Raw genomic sequence first — 329 nt, 5'->3', positions numbered from 1 at the left:
CCGTCGCTCAGCGTGAAGGTCAATGCACCGTGGTTGTTGATCGGCAGACCATCTTTGTTGGTCAGCGTGATGGTGTAGGTGATCTCGCCGCCTTCGGTCGTGTACGGCGCGCTGGTCTCGCCGGCCTTGATGGTGACTTGAGCGTTGTTGCTCAGGGTCACGACCAGGTCGTGGTCCAGCGGCTGGTTGATGTGCACTGTGAACGTCGGTTTGACGTTCTCGGCCACCGAAGTCTGATCGGCGGTGATGGTGACTTTGACCAGGTCGCCTTCGTTGCCCGGGGTGCCTGGCTCGTCGGTGACGGTGGTGCTGACCGGGGTCTTGTCCAG

General features: G+C 61.4%; 1 protein-coding gene. It reads right to left on the bottom strand.

Annotated features, from left to right (window positions below):
- Positions 1 to 329: immunoglobulin-like domain-containing protein (locus tag AK81_RS27590; RefSeq protein WP_043204414.1), on the bottom strand; the 329-nt coding region annotated here is incomplete at both ends.

This window comes from Pseudomonas putida W15Oct28, from assembly GCF_000708715.2.
In the GTDB taxonomy this organism is placed as follows: domain Bacteria; phylum Pseudomonadota; class Gammaproteobacteria; order Pseudomonadales; family Pseudomonadaceae; genus Aquipseudomonas; species Aquipseudomonas putida_R.
This window is presented reverse-complemented; position numbering and strand designations above follow the sequence as displayed.